The following is a 21,195-nucleotide window of genomic DNA, read 5'->3' as shown; positions in this document are numbered from 1 at the left end:
TAATCAGTCCATAATCACTGTAAGGGCAAAGCGCCCCCATTTCAAGTATTTGGAAGGCAAATTCACAAAACCTTTAGCCTAGCAAGCTTTGCAGATCGCGCAGGCTCGGCTTCCGAAATTGGACGATCGCTTGCCCGTTCTCCAGCCGAACGTCTTGGATGCGAAGAGCCTTGGGCAGTTCGTCGCCCAGCGGAATGACGACGTCGTCGAAGGATCCCGCCGGCAGTCCGACGTCCTTGATCTTGGCCTCCACCACATGCGCCGTCAGGTTCGGGCTGTTCCAGCCGAGCCGGTATGTCAGCCGCAAGCCGACGGGCACCCGGTCGCGCCATTTGACGTTCACGTCGGCCACGAGCAGATTCCCGGACAGGGAGAACTTGGCCCCGGTAATCAAGACGCCGGGCTCGTATTCCGGATTCTGCGCCAGCTGCTTCACGGCCAGATTGTCGACGTCCCGCTCCGTCAGGATCATCTCCGTGGACAAGCGCTTCGCCATATCGAGGGCCCGATCCGTAAGCGGCACCTCCTCGTAGCCGAGGTCCAGCTTCTCCGCCGGAGCGGCGTACCAATAAGCTCCCCCCGCCGCGGCCGCGACGAGAATGACGAGAACGACCAGAGCCAGGAACAGTTTCTTCATTCGCGTTCTCACCTTTCGCCAAATATGGATTGACTTCCGATAGGGGGAAGAGTATAACAGATATTAAAATTCCATGAAGGGAACACGTTCCCCCGGCCGTTCGATCCTCAGAGAGTCGGCGATTCGCTGCGAGCCGACGTTCGAATCCGCGGGAATATCCTCCCCGAGAAGCCGCGCCCAAAGAAGGTTCGTAAGCGCGGACGGAAGCCCCCGTTACGGGCCGCGCGTTCCCGTCCGGAACGCGAGCCAAGCGCCATGGCCATCGAAGGGCCCTTCGACGAAGCCAGGGAACAAGGGTGGTACCGCGGATCGATATCCGTCCCTTTTGCGGGGACGGTTTTTTTGCGTTCGCTGATGATGATACGATGCCAAGCTCTCTCAGGTTTCACTCCGACCTTATATCGAAAGGATGATGAACGATGCCCTCTCCCGAAGTTACCGTGCGCCTGGAGGATATCCTTCACGCCCACCGCGTCCTCCAGAACGTGCTCGTCCCGACGCCCTTGCAGCCGAATCGCGCGCTGTCCGCCAAATACGGATGCAACGTCTCCCTGAAGCGGGAAGACCAGCAGGTCGTCCGCTCGTTCAAAATCCGCGGCGCGTACAACCTGATCTCGTCGCTTCCCGAAGAAGCGAGACGCGGCGGGGTCGTCTGCGCCAGCGCCGGCAACCACGCCCAAGGAGTCGCTTACTCGTGCCAGACCCTCGGCATTCCCGGCATCATCTACATGCCGACCACGACCCCCCGCCAGAAGATCAACCAGGTGAAAATGTTCGGAGGCGAGTACGCGGACATTCGCCTGGTCGGCGATACTTTTGACGACGCCTATGCCGAGGCGATCCGATGCAGCGAAGAGGAAGGCCTGCCGTTCGTTCACCCGTTCGACGATCCGCGAATCGTGGCCGGCAACGGCACCGTCGGCAAGGAAATCGTCGAAGCGAGCAAGCAGCCGATCGATTATCTGCTCGTGACGATCGGCGGGGGCGGCTTGGCCGCCGGCGTGGCCGCTTACGTCAAGGCGGTCAGCCCCGCCACCGTCGTTATCGGCGTCGAGCCCGAAGGCGCCGCCTCCATGCGGCGATCCCGGGAAGAGCACGCCGTCGTCGCCTTGGACGAGATCGACAAGTTCGTCGACGGAGCGGCGGTCAAGCGCGTGGGCGACCTGACGTTCGCGATGTGCGAGGAACTCGTCGACGAGATCGTCGTCGTCCCCGAAGGACGGGTCTGCACGACGATTCTCGAGCTGTACAACGAGCATGCCATCGTGGCCGAGCCGGCCGGCGCCCTTCCGGTCGCCGCCCTCTCCGCCCTGTCGGACCGGCTGGCGGGCCGCAACGTCGTCTGCGTCGTCAGCGGCGGGAACAACGATATCGACCGGATGCAGGAGATCAAGGAACGTTCGATGATCTATGAAGGACTCAAGCATTATTTCATGATCAATTTCCCGCAGCGCGCCGGCGCCTTGCGCGAATTTCTCGACGACGTGCTCGGCCCCGGCGACGACATCGTCCAATTCGAGTATACGAAAAAACATAACAAAGAGAACGGCCCCGCCCTCGTCGGGATCGAGCTGAAAAGCAGGGAAGATTACGGCCCGCTCGCGGAGCGGATGATGCGCAAAGGCTTCCGCTTCGTGGAGCTGAACAAGGATCCGCTGCTGTTCAACCTGCTGATCTGAAACGCGGCCTGTCCCGCTTCGTAATTATAAGGAAGATTTGCGCTCCTCTTGCGGGGAGCGTCGATAGAAACGATAATGTAAGTAAATGGTACCTCCGATCATGGGAGACGGAGCCGGCCGCGGAGCAAGATCTCTATCACCGTTAAAGGAGACCTGCCCGTGAATTCCGCTTCAGGCAAGACGCTTTCTTTGTTCGCGCCCGAAATGTCGCTTCTCGCCGTAACCCTTTATTTCGTCGAATTCGTCCGGGGCGCGGCGCTCATCAGCTTCTTGCCGATCTACGGCAAGAACGAGCTGGGTTTGTCGCTCGGGGTCATCGGAGCCGCGATTACCGCCAACGCGCTGGCCGACACCGCCGTCAAGCTCGCCATCGGCTATCTGTTGCATCGTTTCTCCGTCCGGACGCTCGTCTGCGGGGGGCTTGCCTTCTCCCTTGCGGGGATCGTCCTGGTCGGTCTCGCCGATCGGCCGTGGTTGTTCATCGTCTCCTCCGCCGTCTACGGAATCGGCATCTCGCCGATCTGGATCGTCTGCCTGACCAAGGTCCGGGAACGCAGCCGCGCCACGCAGATGGGCGTCCTCTATACGATTTGGCTGGTCGGCCTCGGATCGGGCCCGGTCGTCACCAACTTCGTGCTGGAGCGCAGCCCTGTGGTCGCCTACGCGATTATGGTCGCAGTTTCGGGGGCGGCCTGGTTGATGTCGCTGTTCATTCCCCGGGATTCCCGCGCCGAGATGGCTTACGTTCCGTTCCGCCGCCAGCTCTCCATGCTGGCCGACCGGCTCAGAACCATGAATCTGCTGCTGCCGGGCATGGTGCTGCAGACTTTGGCGGCCGGGATGCTGATGCCGATTCTGCCCAGCTTCGCGACCGACCACCTGGGCTTGAGCGGCCCCCAATATTCGCTCCTGCTGTTTATCGGGGGCGGGTTCACCGCCGCCGGGCTCATTCCGATGGGCAAGCTGTCCGACTCGTTCGGGAAAAAGTGGTTTCTGATCGCGGGCTTCTGCCTGTTCGGCTTGTCGCTTTTCTTCCTGACCCGGCTTCCCCCCCTCGGCTTGGCGCTGTTCTGGGCGTTCGTGCTGGGAATCGCATACGCCGCCGTGCTGCCGGCCTGGAACGCGCTTCTCGCCGCGTACGTGCCGCCCGGCCAGTCGGGCCTGGGATGGGGCGTGTTCTCGACGGTGGAAGGCATCGGCGGCCTGCTCGGGCCCGTCATCGGCGGCCTGCTCGCGTCGGACTTCGGAGAGCCGGCCGTCGTGGGGCTGACGGGCGCGATCTTCATCGTCATTAGTCTGTTTTACTTGCTTTTCTCATTCCGTCTGTTTCGCGGGGAAGGCGCCGCTGGAGACACTGTGGGGTAGATTCATGCTTTCTTACACGGCTTGGCTCGGTTCCGGGCGATGGCAACAATGGGTCGCCTTTTTCAAAGACTTGACGCTGGAGGATATTCAGGAATTTCTGCACCGCTACTCGGCGCTCGGTCCCTTCCCGGGCATTCTTCTTCCGCTGCTGGAGGCGCTGTTGCCGTTTCTGCCGCTCGTCGTATTCGTGGTAGCCAACGCCTCCGCCTACGGGATGTGGTTGGGGTTCCTGTTCTCCTGGGTCGGGGCTTGCGCCGGAGCGCTTCTCGTGTTCGCGCTGGCCCGCCGCTTCGGCGGACGGTTCGGCGAACGCGTACGGCAGCGAATGCCGAGGATGGAACGGTTCTTCTCCTGGATCGAACGCAAAGGCTTCACGCCGATCTTCGTGCTCTCCTGCTTCCCGTTCTCTCCTTCGGCCGTCGTCAACATCGCGTCCGGCATGTCCAAAATCCCTCTGCACACGTTCCTGATCGCGATCATGCTGGGCAAAGCCGTCATGATTTTCACGTTATCCTTCCTGGGCCACGACCTTCGCGCGCTCGCCGAGCATCCTTCCCGTCTCGTGATCGCGCTCGCCATTCTCGTCTTCTTGTGGTTCATCGGCAAGAAACTGGAGTCGCGCTACCTGTAGCGCGATTATTTTGTTTGCGGCGCGGCGGCCGGGCGCGTTCGCATACGGCGGACGGCCGCGTGGCAACCTAAAGGCGGATTCGCGATTGACAAGCCGAGGAGGGAGAACGATGTCCGGCGAACGACCATCCGGCAAGCAGGAAGCGGCCAGCCGCGCCCAATCGAAGGCGGACCGCGGCGGCTCCGGCAAAGAGCGGGCCAGCCGCCTGCAATCCGAAGCGGACCGCGCGGCGGTTCCCAAGCACGGTTTATAAGCGGGCGGCCGCCTGCAGCATCACGGAATGAGGTGACACCATGAGCGAAGAGAACGGCATGCTCCCGATGTCGGGAGAACCCGTCGAAGTCGACGGCGTATACAAGAACGAGTGGGGCCGCGAGCTGGAGCTGCAACGGGGAGATGTCTTCCCGGCCGATCCCCAGCTCGGCACGACGGAGTGGCAGTGGGTGGAGATGAGCTTCGACAACCACCACGAGGGCGAGACCGATCCCCGTCTCTACCCGAAGAAAGACGATATCGACAAGCAGGGCAAAGTGCTTCATCCCCGCCGCCAGATGGACCGGGGGAAGAAATAAGAAAAAAGGCAGCCCCATTCGTCCGCCAAATACGACGAGAGAGGCTGCTTTTTTGACTTTCCTATCCCTTGTTACTCCGGCCGGTTTTGCGTTTGATGTCCGACTTCGAAAGGCGACGTAACGCCCTCGTAGGCCAAGTGCAGCGTCATCCCGATGGCCGCATGATCGAGATTGTGGCAATGATCCATCCAGAGGCCGGGATTGTCGGCTGCGAACGCGACCTCGTAGCTGTCGCCGAGAGCCACGTTCAGCGTATCTGTCCACCATGGGCTCCCGGCGGAGGGCTTGCCGTTCCGGCTCAGCACGAGCATATGGTGACCATGCAGATGCATGGGATGGGGGACAAGACTCCGATTGACGAATGTCGTCTTGACGAGATCCCCTTCCTTGACCATCAGCATCGGCGTGTCGGGGAACACTTTGCCGTTGATCGTGAACAGACGTTCGAACTTGCCGTCGTAGAAGCCAAGCTTGTTGTCGAAGACCATGGTGAACTCGCGGTTGAACTTGGTGTTCGGTCCGAACGGCGTCGATGCAGGGCTGCCGTAAGATAGCGGGTCGAAGGCCGAGACGTCGGCGATCTTCGGAATATCTCCCTCCCCGTTCGGGCTCAGCAGCAGACCCGAAGCCGGATCGGTCGCAACATAGACAGGCGCCGACGGCATCGTAAACGTGACGTCATAGCGGCCGCCGGCAGCGAGCTCCAAGCGAACGTTCTCCAGCTCCCCCGGATCGTTGACCTCGGTTCCGTCAATGGCATCTACCTTGAATTTGGCGCCGGAAACGGAGAAGTTTTTCGGCCAATTTCCGGTATTGTACAGCCGCAGCCGGACCGGAGTCCCCGGTTCGATCTTCCGCCGGTCGATCGGATTCAGCCAGTTCGTTTCCGATCCGTCAAGCGTGACGTACGTCGGATCCATCACGGTGATGTCCTGTTCGCCGAAGGGGCGACCGGCTTCGGGCTCGACGATCAGCGGGCCGAACAATCCTTTCTGAACCTGCTCGGACGACTGCTGGTGCGAATGATACCAGTACGATCCGGCTTGCTCGGCGACGAACCGGTAGGTGAACGTCTGTCCGGGCATGACGGCGTCCTGCGTCAATCCGGCCACCCCGTCTTCGGCGTTCGGTACGTCCAAACCGTGCCAGTGAAGCGTCACTCCCTCGTCGATATCCTTGTTGACGAGCGTCACCTCCACGAGATCGCCCTGTTTCACGCGCAGCTCCGGACCCGGCAGCTGACCGTTGAACGTCCAGGCGTCGATGACTTCGCCCGAGCGAAGCTTTACCTGCTTCTTCTCGGCGGTAAGCGTAAATCGTTCGTCCGGCTCTCCGGTCCGGGGACCGGTCAGATCCGTCACGCTAACGGTTCGGACGAAGCCGGAGGAACTGCTTGAGTCGTTCATCATGCCAGGCATTTCGCCATGCCCGCCCACGGATGTCATCTCGGCTTCCGGGCCGCCGCCGTAATCCATCCGGCCCGACATCATATTCATCCGATCCGGCAGCTTGCTGGCCTGGGACGAGAGCGTAAACCACCCCGATATGCCGACCACAACGACAATCGCCGCGACGACGATTCTCAAGGATCGGCGGCGAGCCGGTGAAGAGCCGCTCCGATCGTTCGGCCGTGAACGCCGCCGCCAAATGGCCCATTGAGCGCCGACGATGACGGCATACGCGATCAAAATGACCGCCAAGCCTCCCGCATTCGCCGAGTCCTCCGGAAATAAGATCGTCACGATCAGGTCCAGCGCCGCTCCCCATCCAGCCGCCTGGACCGGCAGGACGGTTTTTGCGTCAAAAATGGCGCCTCCCCTGCCTTCGGCCGCGCCCGAACGCAGTTCCTTTTGGACGGAACGAACGATCCTCCAAAGCTTGGGAATGGTCAAGATGACGACCGCAGCAAGCGGAATCGCCAGCAGAACCAGGTGGACCGGCAGCGTATCCTGAACGAACCGCGAGTCTCTTCCGCCCAGCAGCGCCAAGGTGACGATTTTGCCTAGAGCGGCAATAAAGCCGCAGCCTTGCAGCGCGAGCTGCCCCCGTCCCCGATACGCCGCGCGTCCGGCCTGATTGCCGAGGCCGGCGGCACGTCCTATCCGAACCCCTGCAATCCCCCAGAAGACAGCCAGCAACAGTAGAAAAGCAAGATCCGCCGCAATCAAAATCATCGTCGTTCCTCCCGGTTTGTTACTCAGGGTTCCCCCCCTGACCTAACCAAGAGTAGCAAGCGAATGTCCAGAACTTATGGAGAAATGTTATGGAATCGGTGGCGACGGGCCATCTAAGGTGAAAAGCCGGTATAATACGAATAACACTCGACAAAAAGAGGCTGGCCAAAATGACGACGATCTTGCTGGTAGACGATGAGCCGAAGATGATTGGAGCCTTGGCGAACTTTTTGCAGTCGGAAGGCTTTCGAATCGTTACCGCCGCGACAGGCAAAGAAGCGCTGCTCGCGGCCGAAGCCGAGAAGCCCGCGTTGGTCGTTCTGGATTGGATGCTTCCGGAGCTGAGCGGAATCGAGGTGTGCCGCGAATTGCGCCGCACCGCTTCCTGCGGCATCATCATGCTTACCGCCAAAATAGAGGAAACGGATAAAATCGTCGGCTTGGAAGTCGGGGCGGACGATTATATGACCAAGCCTTTCAGCCTAAGAGAGCTCGCGGCCCGGATTCGCTCCGTCCTCCGCCGAATTCGGGGGACGGCCGACGAGCCGTCGGTCCTGCAAAGAGGAGGGCTGACGATCGTCGAATCGAAGCGGCAGGCATTCAAAGACGGACAGGAAATCGTTCTGACGCCTACGGAATTCAAGCTGCTGGCCGCCCTTGCGGCGAAACCGGGCATCGTTTACAGCCGGCTTCAACTGATGAGAGCGGCCATGGACGACGATTTTATCAATTACGAGCGAACGATCGACTCCCACATCAGCAATTTGCGCAGAAAAATCGAGGACGATCCGGCCGATCCCCGATATATTCAGACGGTTTACGGGTTCGGCTACCGGTTTGGGGACCGCCTATGAACGTTCGGTTCAAACTGTTCGGGATCATGGCGTCGCTCGTCCTTCTGGTGACGGCGGTCTATTTCGGAACGACGCAAGGCTATCTGGAGAGCCGCTTCGGACGTTTCTCGGCCACGGACATCGCCGGCTTGCTGCAGACCTATTACGAGGAGAACGGTAACTCGTGGAACGGAGTGGGGCAGGCGGATCTCGCCGCCGCCGGAAGGCCCGGGACAGGCGGGGGCGCAGCCTTGCTGTCTCCGCAGGGGACGTATCTGCTTAAAGTCGGACAAGCGGACGATTCGTTGATCGTTCGTCGCGGCTTCCGTCAAGCGATTCGCGTCAAGGGCGTTCGGGTCGGAACGGCGTATGCCTACCGTTGGGACACGGACGATTCGCTTCGATTGAAAGATTCGATCATGAGCTCCATGAAGATCGAAGGCGTTCGAGCGGCCGCCCTGACCGCCTCCGCCGCGCTTCTTCTCGGCCTGTGGCTCGCTTGGAAGCTGACGCGGCCCTTGAAACGGTTGATCGCTCCGATCGACCGAATCGCGGCCGGGGAACTGGATGTCCGATTTCCCGTCGACTCTCGGGACGAATACGGGAAAGTCGCCGCTGCGCTGAACCATATGGCAAATCAGCTGCTGCGCGCACAGGAGACCCGCAAACGCCTGACCGCCGACGTCGCCCATGAGTTAAGAACGCCGCTGGCTATCATCAACAGCCAATTGGAGAACATTCAAAACGGCGGCCGAAGCGTTCCCCCGGAGACGCTGTTGCCCATTCAGGACGAAGTCATCCGGATGACCAAGATGATCGGCGATCTCCATCAATTGGCGTTGGCCGAATCCGGCGCGCTGCCGCTGGACCGGAAGCCCGCGGACTTGGCCGTTCTTCTGGACGGGATTATAGGCAAGCTGGAGCCCGAGCTTGCGGCGCAGAAGATTCGGATCGTTCGGACGGCTGCCGGGACGGTGCGGCCGGTCGACATCGATTCGAGCCGGATGACGCAAGTGTTCTACAATTTGCTTAGCAACGCTATCCGCTATACCCCCTCCGGCGGTACCATCGAATGCGTTATATCCGAACGGGAAGCGGACGGTTCGCCTTATGTTTCCGTTTCGGTAACGGACACCGGAATCGGTGTCCCGGAAGAGGAGCTTCCGTACTTGTTCGAGAGATTTTATCGAGTCGAAGAAGCGCGTTCCCGCCACACGGGCGGAATGGGGCTCGGACTTGCGATCGCCAAGGAGTTCGTCCAGGCCCACGGCGGCTCAATCTCGGCGAAGAGCAAGCCGGGGCAGGGGACGACTTTCGTCGTCAACCTGCCCCGGCAGCCGCTTCAAAACGCAAATTATAAATAACGGTTGCGATACTCTGTCGGCGTCAGGCCGAACTGCTTCTTGAACATCTCGCGAAAATGATCCTGGTCGGCGTAACCGATCCGGTCGCAAATCTCATAGATCCGGTTGGCCGGATCCTTCAGCAGCCGGGCCGCTTCCTCCATCCGCAAGCGCACGATAGCGTGGTTGATCGTCTGCCCGGTCACTTCCTTGACGAGCAGGTTCAAATATTTTTCGCTCAGCCCGACTTCGGCCGCCACTTCTGACAGAGCCAGCTCCCGGCGCCGAAAGTTGTCGTTCAAGTAGCGAAGCGCCTGCTCGACCAGCTTCTTCTTCTTAAGGTTGCCGGTCCATTCCTTCTGCGGCAGCGCCTCCGCCACGTTCGGCAGCTCTTCCCGGATGCTCCGCTCCGCCCGCGACCCGGAACGGGCTTCCCGCTCCTTGCGCAGCTCCGCGACGACCGAGGCGAACACTTTCTCGATCTCCTCGGGATCGATCGGCTTCAGAATGTATTCCTGCACCTGCAGCTTGATCGCCTGCCGCGCATGCTCGAATTCGTTCAGTCCCGACAAGATGACGCAGCGGAGGTCCGGCTTGCGCGTCTTGCAGGCCTCGATCAGCTCCAGGCCGTTCATCCGCGGCATGCCGATGTCGGTCAGCAGCACGTCCGGCTCCTCCCGCTCCACCAACGCCAGCGCCTCCTCCCCGTTCTCGGCGGCGCCGAGCAGCGAGAGGCCGAGCCGGTCCCACGGGATGGAACGGACCAGCGTCTCGCGGACGGTCTTTACATCCTCCGCGATGAGCAGTTTAAACATGTTCAAGCACCTCCTGGCTCCACGGGCAGATTCGGGCGATACGGCAGGACGACTTCGACGCAGGCGCCTTCGTCCGCCGGGACGTAACGCAGCCCGTATTCCATGCCGCCGTACAGCTGAATGCGGCGGTGGACGTTCAGCGTGCCGTAGCCGGACCCGCCTTGCGCCGCCTCGCCGAGCGGGGGATCGCCAGTCGCATCCGGCTGCTCCGAATGCTCCGGCTGCTCCGGCTGGCCCCCCGCCAACTCCCGGAGCGCCCGGTTCCGCTCCTCTGCATCGCAGCCGACGCCGTTGTCCGCCACGCGAAGCACGAGCGCCTCCCCTTCCAGCCTGGCGTCGATCTCGATCCGGCAGCCGGACGTCCGTCCGGCAAAGCCGTGTACGATCGCGTTCTCGGCCAGCGGCTGCAGGCAGAAATGAACGATGGAGGCGGACAGAAGCTCCTCCGGAACCCGGATGTCCACCTGCAAGTCCTCCATCATCATCCGCTGGATGTGAAGGTAGGCTTCCACCTGCCGAATCTCGCACTCCAGCGATATCCACGGCTGTCCCCGGTTCAAGCCGTAGCGAAATACGTTCGCGAGCGAGCGCACGATCCGGCTGGTCTCCAGATCGCCAGACATGATCGCCCGGCAATTGATCAGGTCCAGCGTGTTGTACAGAAAATGCGGGTTGATCTGAGCCTGCAGCAGTTCGAGCTGGAGCTGGCGCCGCTCCATCTTCTCCGCGAACGACTTCTCGATCAGACCGTGCATCGTGACCAGCATGGACGCGAACTTCCGGTTCAGCGCGTCCACTTCGTCGATGCCCGAATGCGGCTCGGGAAGCGCCTCTTCGAACGCCAGCACTTCCGGACGCTGGACGGCGCTCACGAGCCGGGTAATCGGCACGGTGACCCTGACGACGATGCGCCGCAGCCAGAGGCCGGCGACGAGCAGCGCGGCGGCGGCGGTTACCGCTCCGACGGCCGAGATGGCGAGCGTGTAGCGGTTCAAGTGGCTCTCCGGGACGACGGTCAGCAGCTGCCAGCCGTTGTTCATCCGTTCGTACATGACCCGGTTCCGCTCCCCGTCTATCGGGGTGGCGAACGAGCCTTCGGCTCCGCTCAGCGAGCGAACGTAAGGCAGTTCGCCCACAGGCTCGAGAAAGCCGTACCTCTCGCTGTAGATGACCTGTCCCGACTCGTCGATGAGCAGGTGATAGCCGTTCTTGAGCGCGGCGTTCTCGAACAGGCTGCGAATGCTGCCGATATCCGCGCCGATGACGACGGTGCCGATCGTCCGGCCGTCCTTGGTGCTCGTCTTTTTGGTCGCCAAATAGATCGTCGCCATGTCGGAACGGCCCGTCCTCTGCCCCCACCAGACCGTTCGGCTATCCCCGCCGTCCAGCTGGCGATACCACGGCTGATTGCGCAGATCGTCGGACTTGAAGACCCCCGTCACCGGGTCGAAGCGGTCGGTCGCCATCGCGTACAGCCCGCTCTCCGGCTCCAGCGCAACGGCTACGATGTAGGACTGCTGCACGTCGGTGCGCGAGCCGGAGCCGCCGAGCAGCGACAGCAAGGACAAATTCTGCAAATTCGTCTCCAGCGAGAAAAAGTCCTCGACCGCCTCGTAAGGCTGCTGATGGGGAGTCTCCAGCAAGTTTTCGATGGACGGGTTCGTCAGCAGAAACGCCGCCATATTGTTCATCGTATCAAGCTGAAACTCGACGTTGCGGTGCAAGAACTTCATCGACTGCTCCGCCATCTGGCGGGTATGGTCGTTCTGCACCCGAATCAGGATATAGCTGGCCGAGGTGGCGAACAGCGCGATGAACGTCACGATCAGGGCGAAAATCGGGAGACTGAGCCGCCGAAGCAAGCTCGAGGTGCGGCTTCGCCGCGCCGATTCGGTGGCCATCGTCTCCCTCCTTTCCATCCTGGTGTCGAATCAGCTTCCCTGAAGATAGGCGATGTCGCCCTGCAAGGCGGAAGCGAAGCCGGCGTCGATCGCCTTGCCGGTCTGCGCCGAGATCTCGTTCAGCAGCGGCTTATAGTTTGGATTGCCGTCTGGACGGGCGGCTTCCTTCTGAATGGTTTCCGCCTTGGCCAGGAGGCTTTGCAGCGTACCCTCTTTGGCGATCCATCCCCGGTCGTAGCCGTCGTTCAGCAAATCGTCGAGATCGTCCACTGTCATGATAACCTCGATCGACGCCGATTGGAACGCCCGATTGCCGGCCAGGTCTTCCGCTTGGGCCGCAATCTCATGCTTGCCCGCCGCCAGCGAAAGCGGCTCGATCGTATACGGGCTGGCGATCGGCTGTCCGTCCAGCCGCAAATCGACCGATGCGACGCCGCTCCCTGCATCCTCCGCCTCCAGCGTCAGCTTGGCGCTGCCGACTCTCGATACGCTCTGCGGCGCATCCAGATGCAGCACCGGCGGCTCCGTGTCCGCCGCGGGCGGCGGATCGTTATCTTCTACGAAGACAAAGGAGTCGTACAGAGACGTGTTTTTGGCGTCGGCTGTGCCCGGCGTCCATTGGATGAAGTTGTCGCGGCCGTTCTGCAAGTCCGCGTCGTTGACCGCCACGTTGAAGCCGATGGAGCCGCCGAGCGCGGGCTGCAAGTCCTTGACGTCCGCGGACGGAATCTTGAATTCGTACAGCGTGCGATGATTCGCTTCGTCCCGTACTGCCGCGAACGGAACCTGGCCGCTGAGATCGCCGCTCGGATTGGGCGGCGTCGCGCTGAAGACGTTCGTAAGCAGCGCTCCCGCGTCCGTCAAGGCAAAGCCCCATTCGACGTCGTCCGGTCCGTAAGGCGCTTCGCGGTTATTCAGCGGATCGAGGCTGACTTGGACGGAATCGTTCTTCCACAGATTGGCCGCGTTCTCGGATTGCTTGTGAATATTGTCCTGTACCGATACCGCCGCGTAAAGCCCGTCGTCGGCCCACTTGACGTAAGCGGTCGCCTTAAGGTTGGCGGGATCGTGGTAGCCGGTGGCGTTCTGGTCGTCGCGGCGGAGATGGATCGGATACGCGTCCTGCCAGTCGGTCAGGTCGCCGTCCACCGTCACATCTTGCACCTTCTGCGCCACATTGAAGTCGAGCGGCAGCGCCGGATCGTGGAAAATCGCCTTGCCGCTCGCCGACTCCTCGACCTGTACGTCGACGGGATACTCATGGAACGGAACCGGTTCATGATCCGTCCATTGGAAGCTGAGCTGCGCTTTGTCGCCCAGCTTCAGCGAGCTGAACGCATCGGTCGTCACCGGCGCGAGCTTGGTTCCGTCCGGGCCCTTTACCGTCACGGTGCCGGACTTCTCAAGAGACGACGTTCCCGTCAGCTCCACGGTGATCGCGTTCGTGTCCGAGATCGTCCGGTCTACCGGCAGAACCCGGACGCCGATGCCGTCCTGCACGGTAAGCCGCGCTTCCTTGGTATCGAAGACGGCTCCGTCGTAGAGGACGCCGAACCCGATCGTATACTGGCCCTTGACCGTGTCTTCCGGCACCGCTATTTGGAACGCGGCGTCCGTCGAGCCGAACGCGGGAATCGTATAATCGGCCGTCAGCGGACCGGTCTGCGAAGCTTCCCAGCCGTCCGGCAGCTTTAACTGCACCGTCACCTGCCGCGGCGTGTCCGTGTCATTCGTCAAAGACAAGGCGAACGGGCTGGCCGTTCCGGCTTCCGCATCCGCCCGAACCGGGACGAGGTTGGCCATGACGCCGATAAACCTCGCGGGCTCGGAGGCGACGATCGCGGACACGGCGCCGGCGAATTCCCGCGCGAGCAGGTTGTAGGCGTAGCTCTCCCCGTAGTCGCCGCGGTTGTGCGCGGCGGTGGCCAACCGGCCGTAGCGGTTCATCCGCAGTACCGCCGAGGCCGAGACGGGCATGACGCTCGCCTCGCCTTTTTTGGCGTTGAACGCTGCCGTCGCCGCTTGGGTCGCGGCTTCATAATCGAGGCTGTTCGCGGCGGAGCCGTCCATCGCATAAGACAAGGCGACGGAGGAGCTCTCGGCCAGGTTGTAGAGTGCTTCCAGCGTCACGTTGCCGGGCGCCTGCGCCAAGGAGCCGTCGCCGATCTGGCCGGCCATCCGGCTCATGAGCGCGTAGACGTCGCCGATCCCTTGCTCCAGATCGGCCGCCGGAGAGCCGCCGCCCGTCCCGTTCAGCGCACCCGTCAGTCCTGAAGCGATGGCGGCCAGGTCCGACGCGTCTTCGTCCACGAGGGAGTCGTTCGCGTCCGTCCGCAGCGCGGTCAGCTTCGCCGCCGCGTCCGACCGTTTTTCTTCCAGCAGCTGCGCGGCCGCCGAGTAGACGAAGTCGGCGGGAATTCCCGTCACGTAGACAGGCGATCCGCTGACGGTCAGCCGCAGCTTGCCGTCATCCCCCGCCGCAGGCTGCATCTCGGCGCCGTCGATGTCCTTCAACGTTACGTCTGCCGCGGCGAAAGGAAGCGTAATCTCGCTCGTAGGCGGCTTCACCGCGGGATCGTCCTTGGCGTCGACCTTTTTCCAAGCTACGAGCACCGGCTCCCCGTTGTTCACGAACAGCTGAACCGACACGTTCGGATCGCCGGCGTTCCATGTCCCGACGTACCGGGACTGATCCAGCTCGGTCATCAGCTGATTGACGGCGGCGTAGGCCAGCTTCGGCCGTCCGTCGTTGTCCGTGATGCCCCAGAAGATGTCATAATAGCGGTCGTCCGTGCCATCGTTTTTGTAGTCGTAATATTCATAGACTTTCGCCTGATCGATCGTCATGTAGGTAAGGAAGGCGCGGACGATGTAATCCCGCTGCGTCGCTTCCGACACCGACGGATACCCGCCGTTCGCCGTCGGCCAGCCGCCCTCCGTCAAATAGTAGTCTTTCCAGCCGCCGTATGCGTTCACCAGATCCTTAACGCCGTTAAGCATATTCGCAAGGTTGTCGTCCGGCATGGAATTGTACACATACGGATGGAAGGAGTAAGCGTCGGCGAAGTCATAGGACCCGAGCGCCAGCTCCTGCGGCAGCACGCTGAGTACGCTGGACGTATGGTCGCCCGCGAGCAGCATCGCGTCGGGATCGGCTTTCTTCATTTGAAGATAGGCGGTCTTCTGCAGCTGGACGTACTCCTCCGGAATGTAAGGCTGCGCGTTGATCTCGGGCTCGTTCGGCATCTCCCACTGCCGGATCCGCCCCTTGTACCGGTCGACGGTTTGGTACACGAAGTCGCCCATCGCTTGCAGAGCGGCCGTCGTGTTGACGGTGCCGCTCTGGTAGTAGGCGTTCTTGTCGATGCCGAGGACGGGAATCTGGTTGAAGCCGTAGTCGAACAGCTTGCCCAACATCGCGTCGGCTTCGCCGTAGTCGTATATGGTGGCGCCTGAGGCGTCCTTGACGTTCTTGTCGACCGAGTCCCAGGAGACGCCGGAGCGGTGCGAGCGCGCCCCCAGCTTGCGGGCCCCGTCGATGATGTCGTCCCGCCAGTTGAGCGCGTAATGCGTGTTCAGGCCGAACTTGCTCTCGTTGTCGAGGTCGGGCGTCGATACCGGCGCCGCTTGGCTCACGACGGCGATGCGCATCCGCTTCGACAATCCCGGCTGCGGCTCGCCGTCCACCGTTACGTCCGCCGCCACGTCGTACGTGCCGATATCGCCGAGTCCGGGCTCGAACGGAAGCGTATCGGCCGCTTGCTCGTACTTGGCCAGATCGTATGTTTTCGAGCCGGTGACGATCGTAGCCTTGTCCCCGTCCGCGCGGCTGACCGCGTAGTCGATCTTGAACTCGCGGGCGGACCCGCCGGCGTCCAGCGCCACCGACAAGCCGGGCGACTCGCCTTGGGCATAGATGCCGGCGTAGTTGCCGGAAGGCTGCAAGTCGACGACTTCCGGAAGCGGAATCGGGTCGATCGAGAAGTCGTCGACCGTCAGATTAATGCCGCTGACGACGTTCCACTGGAAGTAGCCTTTCTGAGGGGCGAGAGGGTCGGAGTCGTCTCCGCTCGCCTTCAGCGCGCCGTCGATGTACAGCCGGTGCGTAATGCCGCTGACGCGCAGCTCGTAGTCGTGCCAATCGCCGAGCAGCGACTGGACGTAGTTGGCGATCGGATAGTTGCCTCCCAGCGACGTCTTGCGCATCAGAAAATACTTGGAATTATGCGTCGCCCACTCCAGCGCGTTGTTGTTCGAATCGTCCGTCGCGCGGTAGCGGAGCCGCCATGTATTTTGTACCGCCGTACTCGTACGTTCGTACTTCGCTTTGAACTTGACGACGAAGTTGTCCGCGTTCCGGTACATCGGCAGGTTCAGCTTGGCGCTGCCCGAACCGTTCAGGTTGAGCGCCTTCCCGCCGTCCGGAAGCTGAATGACCTTGGCGCTGCCTCCCGTCGTCCAGCCCGAGGGAGCGGTCCCGACCGTCTCCGCTTCGAAATCGTTGAAGTAAGGAGCCATCGCTTCGATCGGCACCGAGACGTCCCCGGTCTCCGGGTATCGGGCCGTTCCCCCGTCGCTATCCTGCGCGGTCAAGTAGTAGCGGATCCGGTCCGCCCGGTTCGTGCCGGGAATCGCAGCCGCATACGAGCCGCTGCCGTCGCCGGTCGCAGCCATGGTCCTGTCCGTCTCTTCGTCCCCGTATCCGTAATGGACCGTAGCGGAGGCGGGCGATCCGGACACCGTAAAGAGGAGCGGCAGATCCGCGTTGTAAGCCAGACTCGCCGGCGGCGTATGCTGGATGGCAAGCGGGCCGGAGCCGGACGATACCGTCCGTACCTCCACCTGATCCACGCTGGCGCCAACGGCCGGTCCGACGCTTTTCAAAGCGAACCCCACCCCGCCGGCGGTCAGCGACGAGTCGGCAAAGGAAGCGGTTGCAACTCCGTCGACGGAAAGCGTGAACGTGCTGCCGACCGCATCCACCCGGTAGTCGTGCCAGGCCGTCAGGCTGAAGCCGGGAATCGCGGCGCTGATGTCGACGGACTGGCCGACCTGTACGCTGGCCGAGGAATTCGGGTATTTCCACAGCTCGACTAAGCTGGCATTCTTGAATTCGAGAAAATAGTAGCTTGTGCCCGAAGTGTACCGGAACATCGCCCGGAAGCGATCTCCTTCGGCCCGGAACGAGAAGGCGTAGTCACTCGAGCTGTAGGGAAGCGCAGCCGCCTTGACGACCGCCCGCTGCGGCGCCGTCGACGTCGTCGATCCCGTCAGCACCGCGTCCGTGCCGCTGCCCTGCACTTGCCATGCCGTGCTGCCGAACAAATCCCAGTTCGCAAGCCCGCCGTCGAAGCCGTCCGCGAACAACGTGGACCCTCCGGCGGAATCCGCCGCCGCAGCCGACGCCGGCAGCGGAAGCCACTGCAGCCCAAGCGCCAAAACCAGAAGCCATTGAACGATTCGATACCGCTTGCCCATTCCGCTTCTCCTCCTGCGAATGGCAAAGCAGCCCCCGCCGAATCCGGAAACCCGGAAACGACGGGAGGCTGACCATTCGGATGTTATTGGCCCATCTTCTTCTTATAAGAAGCTTCCAGCTCGCTGATGATCTGGTCGCCGCCCTGGGACTTCCACTTCTGCACGAAGTCGTCGAACTTGCCGATATCGTCGCCCATGATGATCTGCGTAAACACCGAGTCGCGCATCGTGTCCAACTCCTTCAGCTTGGCGATCTTCGTCGGGGAATCCAGATTGTTGGAAGCATCCGTAATCTGGTACTTGTTGTTGATCGCCACGTCAAGCGCCTGGGATGGACGGAGCGGAAGCGACTCCAGGTATCTCGGCCAGCCGTTCAGGCCAGGAGCGAACAGATAGCTCTGCGTGCCGCGGAAGTTGCCTTGCGGGTCCTGCATCGTATTCGGGTCGACCAAGGTCGTGTTGAGCTTCATCTTGTCGTTCTCGATGCTGTAATCCTGGCCTTCGATGCCCCAGACGGTCAGCATCTGGTTCTCCGGAGAAAGGGAGTCTTCGATAATCGACAGCACCCGCTTCGGATCCTTCGTCTTGACGCTGATCGCGTTCATCTGGGAGAACGGAGCGCCTGCCGGAGCGACCGCCGTGCCGTCCGGGCCGACGAGCGAGCCGGCGAGCGTCAAATATTTGTACGGCTGCTCGGACTGGTTGGGCAGCGTACCGTCGGCCGCCAGCTTCTTGCTCTTGACCAGCTCGTTCGTCTCGATCATGGTGTCGTAGTCGCTTGCCGTCGACCACCAGCCCATCCAGGAGAACACCTTGCCGCTGTACAGCTTCGTCCGCAGCTGCTCTTCCTTGATCGTCGCGAACTCCTTGTCGATCAGCCCTTCCTTGTACATCTTCTGCAGGAACAGCAGCGCGTCTTTCATGCGCGGATCGATGTCATAGTTGCTGAACTTGCCGTCTTGCTCCGTAAAATAGCCGGGCGTGACGCCGAACGCGCCGAAGATATTGTCGAACGAGTTGTTCGCGAACTTCACTTCGCCGATCGCCGAATTGTATCCTCCGAGCGGAATGACGTCGGGCTTCTCGGCTTTGATCTTCTTGAGCAGGTTGTAGTAGTCGTCGAGCGTCTTCGGCACCTCGGCTCCGACATCCTTCAGGTAGTCCGTCCGCATGACCAGATCCCACCGGTAGCCGGCTCCCGGTCCGCCTTGATACGGAATGCCGTAGATGCGGCCGTTCACCTTCGCCTGTTCGAACACTTCCGGAGGAACTTCCTTCAGAATGTTCGGCGTGTCCTTCTCGTTGATCATGTCGGTCAGATCGACGAACGCGCCCTGCTGCGCATATTTCTGGAAGTCGTCGGCGAAGTCGATTCTCGTCACGTCGGGAATGTCGCCGCTCGACATCTTCAGATTCAGCTTCGTCTTGTACTGCTGGACGTCCACCATCTCCGGAACGATCTTGATATTCAGCTTTTGTTCGATCGCCTGCTTGATGACGTCCTTGTTCGGATCGTAAGGCTTGGAGATGTCCTGCGCCTTCAGCCATTTGAGCTCGTACGGCTGCGAGTCCGCGGACGAAGACGGCGACGCCGAGCCGGACGAGGCCGGCGCGGATGCCGAAGGCGATCCGGAAGACGGCGAAGGCGAGCTTCCCTCCGCGTTATTGTTATTGTTGCTGCCGCAACCCGCCAGCGTGACCGTTCCCATGATCAGCGCGACGAGCGCTCCGTACCCCCAGCTTTTCGCTTGCTTGGACATGAACGACAATCCCCCTCTGATTTTTGCTATCCTTTGACCGAACCGATCAGCATGCCTTGCTCGAAATATTTCTGAATGAACGGGTAGACGATCATCATCGGCAAAGCGACGATGACGATGGCCGCCATCTGGATGCCGATCGTGGGCGGCGGCGTCTTCCCGGCCGCTTCGAGCAGTTCCGGCGGCAGGCTGGAGCTGGCGATGATCGACCGCAGCACGAGCTGCACCGGCGCTTTGTTCCAATCGGTTACATAAAGCAGCGCGTTGAAAAAATCATTCCAGTACGCGACCATATAGAGCAGGCCGATCGACGCGATGACCGGCATGGACATCGGCAGCACGACGCTGCGCAGGATCCGGATCTCGGAAGCGCCGTCGATGGCGGCGGACTCCTTCAGGCTCTCGGGGATCCCCTCGAAAAACGACTTCATGATGATCATGTTAAAAGCGCTGTAAGCCATTACCAGGATGAGCACGTAGTCGGTGTTCAGCAAACCCAAATTTTTGACCGTGATGTAGGTCGGGATGAGCCCGCCCTTGAACAGCATCGTGAACACGAAGATGAGCGTCAGAATCCGCCGGCCCGGCAGCTTCTTCTCCGCCAGCGAGTAGGCGGCCGCCGCCGTCAGCACGAGCGCCAGCAAGACCCCTGCCGCCGTATTGCGCAGCGTGACGCCGTAAGCATTGTAGATCAGCGAGCCTTTCTTCAGCAAATAAGCGTAGTAGTCGAAGCTCAGCGACGTAGGGAACATCACGAGTCCGTCTTTCTGGCTGAAGATCGAGTAGGGCGTCACCGATACCGAGATGACGTACCAGAACGGAATGACGATGATGACGGTAATGACGGTCAGAACGACGTAATTGGCGGCGACGAATGCGGACTCGCCTCTCGTAAGCTTCATCGGTCGATTCCCCCTTGCTAGAAAATGCCGGAATCATTGATGCGCTTGGCGATTTGATTGGCGGCCAGCACCATCGCAAGTCCGATGATTCCCTTGATGACGTCCGCCGCAGCCGCGAGGCTGAGACTGAACTGCTCGATGCCGATCCGGTAAATGTACGTGTCGAGAATGTCCCCCACTTCGAACACCATCGGATTGTACAGGTTGAGCACTTGGTCCAGGCCGGCGCTCATGACGAAGCCGACCCGCAGGATAAAGATGACGATGATCGTGCTCGCGATGCCCGGCAGCGTGACGTGAACGATGCGGCGGAACCGCGTCGCTCCGTCCATGACCGCCGCTTCGTACACTTCCGGGTTGAGTCCGGCGATGGCGGCCAGATAGATGACGGCGGCCCAGCCCATCTCCTTCATCGCGTCGGTCACGACGAGAATCGTCCGGAAGTAGGCGGGATCGGCGAGCAAGTACGCCGGCTTTCCGCCGAAAAACTCGACGATCTTCGCGAACAGGCCGGTCTCCGGCGAGAGCAGCAGCGTGATGATGCCGCCGTAGACGACCCACGACACGAACCTCGGCAGGTAGACCGCGGTTTGCAGCGTTTTCTTGAACCAGCGCCTCCGAATCTCGTTAAGCGAGAGCGCCAGCAGAATCGGGCAGATGAAACCGCTGATCATCTTGTACAGGCTGATAAGCAGCGTGTTGCGGAATGCGTGCAGGAACATGTCGGACTCGAACAGTTCCCGGAAATGCGTCAGCCCCGCCCATTTGCTTCCGGCGAAGCCTTGAATGACGTTGTAGTCCATGAACGCGATACTGACTCCGTACAAGGGCAAGTAATCGAACAGCACCGCCCAAGCGAGCGCGGGAATCAGCAACGCGTACAGCCACTTGTACTTCCAAACCCTCCTTAGCAGCCGCCGCTGCGGCTTCTCCCGAATGTCGGCCCGTCCGGCCGTGACAAGCTCCATATGGTGTTCCTCCATCCTTCTCTCTCACTTTCGCTCCGACAACGTCCGGCCGTCTTTGATTGAAAGTGCTTACAGTGATTAGGTTACCGGAAACGGAGCTTGCGGAAAACCGGAGCGAAGGACGATTATACCCGGGA

The 21,195-nt window shown here is 61.3% G+C and carries 15 protein-coding genes and 1 other annotated feature; of the genes, 7 read left to right on the top strand and 8 right to left on the bottom strand.

The window, feature by feature from the left end:
* Positions 1–73: 73 nt before the first annotated feature.
* Complete coding sequence (locus H7C18_RS04270; RefSeq protein WP_185127774.1) at positions 74–637, bottom strand: hypothetical protein; 564 nt, start codon at positions 635–637, stop codon at positions 74–76.
* Positions 638–701: 64 nt separating this feature from the next.
* Positions 702–964, top strand: a binding site (T-box leader).
* Between the two features lie 92 nt (positions 965–1,056).
* Between H7C18_RS04270 and ilvA the strand changes: the two genes are divergently transcribed.
* From ilvA to H7C18_RS04245, 5 genes are all read left to right on the top strand, one after another.
* A complete protein-coding gene (gene ilvA / locus H7C18_RS04265) occupies positions 1,057–2,316 on the top strand; it encodes a threonine ammonia-lyase IlvA (protein WP_185127773.1) in 1,260 nt (419 codons plus the stop codon).
* A gap of 159 nt (positions 2,317–2,475) precedes the next feature.
* Positions 2,476–3,681 (top strand): MFS transporter, encoded by a 1,206-nt coding sequence (locus H7C18_RS04260; protein ID WP_337912877.1) that lies wholly within the window; start codon positions 2,476–2,478, stop codon positions 3,679–3,681.
* Positions 3,682–3,685: 4 nt separating this feature from the next.
* A complete protein-coding gene (locus tag H7C18_RS04255; RefSeq protein ID WP_185127772.1) occupies positions 3,686–4,312 on the top strand; it encodes a TVP38/TMEM64 family protein in 627 nt (208 codons plus the stop codon).
* A 109-nt stretch (positions 4,313–4,421) separates the two neighbouring features.
* Positions 4,422–4,565, top strand: coding sequence for a hypothetical protein (locus H7C18_RS04250; RefSeq protein WP_185127771.1), 144 nt, complete (start codon positions 4,422–4,424; stop codon positions 4,563–4,565).
* A gap of 40 nt (positions 4,566–4,605) precedes the next feature.
* The gene (locus tag H7C18_RS04245; RefSeq protein ID WP_185127770.1) at positions 4,606–4,884 is read left to right on the top strand and encodes a transposase; all 279 of its coding nucleotides are present in this window, start codon (positions 4,606–4,608) and stop codon (positions 4,882–4,884) included.
* A 71-nt stretch (positions 4,885–4,955) separates the two neighbouring features.
* On the opposite strand, the gene H7C18_RS04240 is transcribed toward H7C18_RS04245, so the two are convergent.
* Positions 4,956–7,058, bottom strand: coding sequence for a multicopper oxidase family protein (locus H7C18_RS04240; RefSeq protein WP_185127769.1), 2,103 nt, complete (start codon positions 7,056–7,058; stop codon positions 4,956–4,958).
* A gap of 170 nt (positions 7,059–7,228) precedes the next feature.
* Between H7C18_RS04240 and H7C18_RS04235 the strand changes: the two genes are divergently transcribed.
* Entirely contained in the window at positions 7,229–7,912 is a 684-nt protein-coding gene (locus tag H7C18_RS04235) for a response regulator transcription factor (RefSeq protein WP_185127768.1), read from the top strand.
* Positions 7,909–9,255 carry a sensor histidine kinase gene (locus H7C18_RS04230; protein WP_185127767.1) on the top strand — a complete coding sequence of 449 codons (1,347 nt, stop codon included), beginning with the start codon at positions 7,909–7,911 and terminating at the stop codon, positions 9,253–9,255. Before H7C18_RS04235 ends, H7C18_RS04230 begins: the two co-directional genes overlap by 4 nt.
* Here H7C18_RS04230 and H7C18_RS04225 read toward each other — a convergent pair.
* The 6 genes from H7C18_RS04225 to H7C18_RS04200 all read right to left on the bottom strand — a co-directional run bounded on the left by H7C18_RS04225 (position 9,246) and on the right by H7C18_RS04200 (position 21,058).
* Positions 9,246–10,049, bottom strand: a complete 804-nt coding sequence (locus H7C18_RS04225) for a response regulator transcription factor (RefSeq protein WP_185127766.1) — start codon at positions 10,047–10,049, stop codon at positions 9,246–9,248. The genes H7C18_RS04230 and H7C18_RS04225 overlap by 10 nt on opposite strands.
* Before the next feature lie 2 nt (positions 10,050–10,051).
* The gene (locus H7C18_RS04220; protein ID WP_185127765.1) at positions 10,052–11,950 is read right to left on the bottom strand and encodes a cache domain-containing sensor histidine kinase; all 1,899 of its coding nucleotides are present in this window, start codon (positions 11,948–11,950) and stop codon (positions 10,052–10,054) included.
* 30 nt (positions 11,951–11,980) lie between these two features.
* The gene (locus tag H7C18_RS04215; protein ID WP_185127764.1) at positions 11,981–17,428 is read right to left on the bottom strand and encodes a sugar-binding protein; all 5,448 of its coding nucleotides are present in this window, start codon (positions 17,426–17,428) and stop codon (positions 11,981–11,983) included.
* Between the two features lie 83 nt (positions 17,429–17,511).
* A complete protein-coding gene (locus tag H7C18_RS04210) occupies positions 17,512–19,188 on the bottom strand; it encodes an extracellular solute-binding protein (RefSeq protein WP_185127763.1) in 1,677 nt (558 codons plus the stop codon).
* A 26-nt stretch (positions 19,189–19,214) separates the two neighbouring features.
* The gene (locus tag H7C18_RS04205) at positions 19,215–20,090 is read right to left on the bottom strand and encodes a carbohydrate ABC transporter permease (RefSeq protein ID WP_185127762.1); all 876 of its coding nucleotides are present in this window, start codon (positions 20,088–20,090) and stop codon (positions 19,215–19,217) included.
* A gap of 17 nt (positions 20,091–20,107) precedes the next feature.
* Positions 20,108–21,058, bottom strand: a complete 951-nt coding sequence (locus H7C18_RS04200) for an ABC transporter permease (RefSeq protein WP_185127761.1) — start codon at positions 21,056–21,058, stop codon at positions 20,108–20,110.
* Positions 21,059–21,195: the final 137 nt, after the last annotated feature.

Origin of the sequence: Cohnella zeiphila, assembly GCF_014212055.1 — a bacterium.
GTDB classification, from domain to species: domain Bacteria; phylum Bacillota; class Bacilli; order Paenibacillales; family Paenibacillaceae; genus Cohnella; species Cohnella zeiphila.
The sequence above is the reverse complement of the archived record's forward strand: the minus strand, read 5'-3'. Positions and strand labels throughout refer to the sequence as shown.

Excerpts from the sequence above, each read along its gene's own strand:
- H7C18_RS04270 (WP_185127774.1), bottom strand. The coding sequence starts at position 637 with ATGAAGAAACTGTTCCTGGCTCTGGTCGTTCTCGTCATTCTCGTCGCG.
- ilvA (WP_185127773.1), top strand. The coding sequence starts at position 1,057 with ATGCCCTCTCCCGAAGTTACCGTGCGCCTGGAGGATATCCTTCACGCC.
- H7C18_RS04255 (WP_185127772.1), top strand. The coding sequence starts at position 3,686 with ATGCTTTCTTACACGGCTTGGCTCGGTTCCGGGCGATGGCAACAATGG.
- H7C18_RS04250 (WP_185127771.1), top strand. The coding sequence starts at position 4,422 with ATGTCCGGCGAACGACCATCCGGCAAGCAGGAAGCGGCCAGCCGCGCC.
- H7C18_RS04245 (WP_185127770.1), top strand. The coding sequence starts at position 4,606 with ATGAGCGAAGAGAACGGCATGCTCCCGATGTCGGGAGAACCCGTCGAA.
- H7C18_RS04240 (WP_185127769.1), bottom strand. The coding sequence starts at position 7,058 with ATGATTTTGATTGCGGCGGATCTTGCTTTTCTACTGTTGCTGGCTGTC.
- H7C18_RS04235 (WP_185127768.1), top strand. The coding sequence starts at position 7,229 with ATGACGACGATCTTGCTGGTAGACGATGAGCCGAAGATGATTGGAGCC.
- H7C18_RS04230 (WP_185127767.1), top strand. The coding sequence starts at position 7,909 with ATGAACGTTCGGTTCAAACTGTTCGGGATCATGGCGTCGCTCGTCCTT.
- H7C18_RS04225 (WP_185127766.1), bottom strand. The coding sequence starts at position 10,049 with ATGTTTAAACTGCTCATCGCGGAGGATGTAAAGACCGTCCGCGAGACG.
- H7C18_RS04220 (WP_185127765.1), bottom strand. The coding sequence starts at position 11,950 with ATGGCCACCGAATCGGCGCGGCGAAGCCGCACCTCGAGCTTGCTTCGG.
- H7C18_RS04215 (WP_185127764.1), bottom strand. The coding sequence starts at position 17,428 with ATGGGCAAGCGGTATCGAATCGTTCAATGGCTTCTGGTTTTGGCGCTT.
- H7C18_RS04210 (WP_185127763.1), bottom strand. The coding sequence starts at position 19,188 with ATGTCCAAGCAAGCGAAAAGCTGGGGGTACGGAGCGCTCGTCGCGCTG.
- H7C18_RS04205 (WP_185127762.1), bottom strand. The coding sequence starts at position 20,090 with ATGAAGCTTACGAGAGGCGAGTCCGCATTCGTCGCCGCCAATTACGTC.
- H7C18_RS04200 (WP_185127761.1), bottom strand. The coding sequence starts at position 21,058 with ATGGAGCTTGTCACGGCCGGACGGGCCGACATTCGGGAGAAGCCGCAG.